This is a genomic window from Microcosmobacter mediterraneus (assembly GCF_031846265.1).
Lineage (GTDB): Bacteria > Bacteroidota > Bacteroidia > Flavobacteriales > Flavobacteriaceae > Microcosmobacter > Microcosmobacter mediterraneus.
In genome coordinates, this window is sequence record NZ_JAVRIA010000014.1 from 1 (window position 1) to 4,373 (window position 4,373).

The following is a 4,373-nucleotide window of genomic DNA, read 5'->3' on the forward strand; positions in this document are numbered from 1 at the left end:
TACAAGTCAACCCCAATCCATTAGCAAATTCATTAAGTGATTTGGAGGTATGTGATGACGACAATGATGGTTTTGGTTTATTTGATTTGAGTTTACGCGATGCAGAAGTTATAGGTATTCAGACAGGTGTAAGTGTAAGTTACCATGAGACCCAGGTTAATGCCGAGATGGATATATCTGCTTTACCGACCAGTTATAATAATATAGTAGCAGGTGGTCAATTAATCTATGTCCGTGTAGAAGATGATGTAACAGGATGTTATGCAGTTACCGACTTACAATTAACAGTACATCCAGCACCACTAACGATAGTCGTAACACCGTTAGAATTATGTGATGACAATAACCCAGGCGATGAAGAGGAAGACTTTACATTAAGTGATAAGACTTTAGAGATATTAGATGGTCAGGTAAATATGACCGTTAGTTATTATGACAACCTATCAGATGCAGAGACCCAAAGCAATGGATTAAATGCAACGACATATACCAATACAAGCACACCACAAACGATTTGGTATGTTATAGAAAACGACAACACCCTTTGTACAAGCATAGGTACGTTTGAGCTGGTGGTAAATGCATTACCAGCCTTAGTTGTTCCTACACCATTAGAAGTATGTGATGATAATATTGTTGATGGTTTTACAGAGATAGACCTCACCTTAAAGAACCCAGAGATTAGTGGAAACAATCCTAACTATGCCGTAAGTTATTACGAAACACCAGCAGATGCACAAGCAGGCACTAATGTTTTACCAAATCTATACACTAATACTTCAGATCCACAAACGATCTATGTACGTGTTGTAGATATAAATACAGGCTGTTTTGATACCACGAGCTTAGTGTTAGATGTACAACAAGCACCAGCAGCCAATGTACCCACACCGTTATATTACTGTGATCCAGACAATGATGGTTTTGGTGTATTTATGTTAGAAGACGCCACAACAGAAGTTACAGGAGGTGCCTTAGATCTCACAGTAACCTATCACGAGACACAAGCCAATGCAGAGAATGGCGTAGACGAAATAGACACCTCAGTTGATTATAACAATATCGTAGAAGACACCCAAACGATTTATGTACGTGTAGAAAGCTCAACGATATCGACGAACTGTCCAACAGTAGTAGAGTTACAATTAATTGTAGAACCAACACCACAGATTACAGAGCCAACACCATTAGAAGAGTGTGATGATATTTCTGCTGATGGTTTTGCACAATTTGATTTAACCACAAAAGACGCAGAAATCTTAAATGGCCTCGATCCATTACAATATACCGTAACGTATTATGAAACAGAACCTAATGCAGAAGCAGGGACACTAGCCATAGGTACACCAGGCGCTTATACCAATACAACAGCATTTATGCAAACCTTATGGGTTAGAGTAGAGGATACCACAACAGTAGGAGGTTGTTATAAGATTACAACGTTACTGTTAATAGTTAATCCTTTACCAGTGTTGCAACAACCAATGCCATTAGAATTGTGTGATGTAGACAATCCAGGTGATGAGCAAGAGCCCTTCACTTTAGAAGAGGCTAATGCAGAGATTTTAAACGGACAAACAGGAATTACACTCACGTATTACGAGACACAGTTAGATGCCGATAATGGAACAAATCCAATAGTAAGTCCATATGTAAATACGATGAATGCACAAACGGTTTATGTGAGAGCCGTCAACGATGTTACAGGCTGTGTTAATACCATTACAGTAACCCTACGTGTTAACCCAATACCATCACCAGAAGCCAATCCAAATCCAATCGTAGTTTGTGATGCCGATAATGATGGTTTTGCAGCGTTTGATTTAGAACAACGCACAGTAGAGATTATCAATGGCGAGTTAGATGTTACCATTAGTTATCATGAAACAGAATCCGATGCCACTAATGATATTAACGCCTTATCAAGCCCTTATACAAACATTGTAGCCAATGTGCAACAGATCTATGTACGATCAGAGAATAATTTAACAGGCTGTTATAGTTTAACACTAAACACGCTAGAGCTTAGAGTAGAACCTTCACCAGAAGTTCCAGTAGATTTAGAAGACTATGTTATTTGTGATACAGACGATAATGGCTTTACATCATTTGATTTAACCACCAAGTTAAATGAGATCTTAGGTAGTCAAGATCCAATGGATGTACTTATAACATTCCATGTCACCCAAGCCGATGCAGAAACAGGAGCAGATCCAATAGCTACACCAGCAGCATACACCAATGTCTCAAATCCACAAACGATTTATGTACGCGCAGTAAGTGCTATTAATGGTTGTGTTACCACAGGTGAGTTTATCATTAGAGTAGAACTACCACCAACAGCAGTACAACCAACACCATTAGAGCAGTGTGATGACTTAGGCGAAGATAATGATGAGATTACGGCGTTTGATTTAACAGTAAAAGACGCAGAGATTACAGGTGGCAATGCGAGTTGGTTAGTAAGCTATTACGAGACCTTACTAGATGCCGAGGCAGAGACCAATGCCATACCAGATCCAATGGCATACACCAATACCTCAGTAGGTGGTAATGCTCCAAATCCACAGACTCTATATGCTGTAGTAACAGATACAGATACAGGTTGTATAGATTTAACTACCTTAACAATACGTGTCTTACCAAACCCAACACCAACAGCAAGTTCAGCCTTACCATTAGTAGCGTTGTGTGATGATATTAATACAGGCGATTTAACAGAAGAATTTGACCTTACAATCAATGAAGCGTTAATACTCAATAATGAAGCAGGTGTAACCGCAAGTTACTATGAAACAGAAGACGATGCTATAGCAGCAACTAATGTGATAGCAGACCCAACAGTTTATGATAGTATGACCACACCAGACGATATGGATCAGGTGATTTATGTGAGAGTTACTAACGGAGATGATCCACAAGGAACCAATGGTACAGGTTGTTTTACCATTGTAGAATTTACAATACAAGTTAATCCATTACCAGAAGTGGTAGCCGTAACTGATTTTATAGGCTGTGAATTAAACACAGATGGGTTTTATGAGTTTGACTTAATATCAAAAGATGCCGAAGTATTAAACGGACAAGACCCAGCTTTATTTACAGTGACGTATCATATCTCACAAACAGATGCTGATGATTTAATGAATGCACTGGTAAGTCCATATACTAATGTAGTGCCAGATATACAACCTATTTATGTAGCCATTACTGATAATGCTACAGGCTGTTCAATAAGCACACCAGTATTTGAATTATTAGTACAAGAAGGTGCAGAAGCCAACTCAGATGGCGATCCAATACTTTATGAGGAGTGTGATGATGATGTAGAGACTGATGGCGATCCAAGTAATGATAGTACACAGTTTGATTTGAGTACTCGAGACGCCGAAGTCTTAGATGGGCAAGACCCAATGAATTATACGGTAACGTATTACGCCACACAAGACGATGCAGACAATGGTGTTAATCCATTACCAACGCTGTATGAGAATACCACAGTCAATGGTAATATAGCCAATCCACAAGTCATCTATGTAAGAGTAGACAATGACACTATGGTAGATGATGGCACAGGTGTTTTAGTAGATTCCTCAGAGTGTTATGCCACATCAAGTTTAACACTACAAGTTAATCCACGACCAATCGTTGTATTAGACGAAGACTATATTTTATGTGTAGATACCAATGGAACAGAGATATTAGATCCATTAGTCTTAGACACAGGCTTATCAGAATTGATTTATGACTTCCAATGGAGTTTAGATGGCACAGCAATAGATGGGGCTATAAATTCTAGTTATACACCACTACAAGGTGGAGTATACCATGTATTAGTAACAGATGTAACCACATCTATGGTAACCATGTGTAGTAATGAAGCCAGTACAACAGTCATAGAAAGTGCACCACCAACATTAAGTTTAACACAAGTGTCACAAGCTTTTTCAAATCCAAACGTTATAGAAGCCATAGCAACAGGTATAGGAGACTATGAGTATAGTTTAGATAATGGAGCATGGCAAGATAGTGGGACATTTACAGATGTAACACCAGGTGAACATACAGTAGCAGCCAGAGACAAGAATGGTTGTGGTTATGTAGAGGCAATGATTACGATATTAGACTATCCACTATTCTTTACACCTAATGGTGATGGTATAAAAGATAGATGGCAAATACCAGGACTAACAAATAGCGCAAAAATTTATATATTTGACCGCTATGGGAAATTGATCAAACAATTAAACCCACAAGGCGAAGGTTGGGATGGTACATATAATGGTACTTTAATGCCAACAAGTGATTACTGGTTTACTGTAGATTACATTGACCAAAATACATTAGAAACTAAACAATTTAAAGCTCACTTT

The 4,373-nt window shown here is 38.5% G+C and carries 1 protein-coding gene; it reads left to right on the plus strand.

Going from position 1 to position 4,373, the window contains the following annotated elements; all coding sequences use genetic code 11:
• A partial coding sequence (locus RM697_RS13615; RefSeq protein ID WP_311428449.1) for a T9SS type B sorting domain-containing protein occupies positions 1-4,373 on the plus strand: 4,373 nt, incomplete at both ends.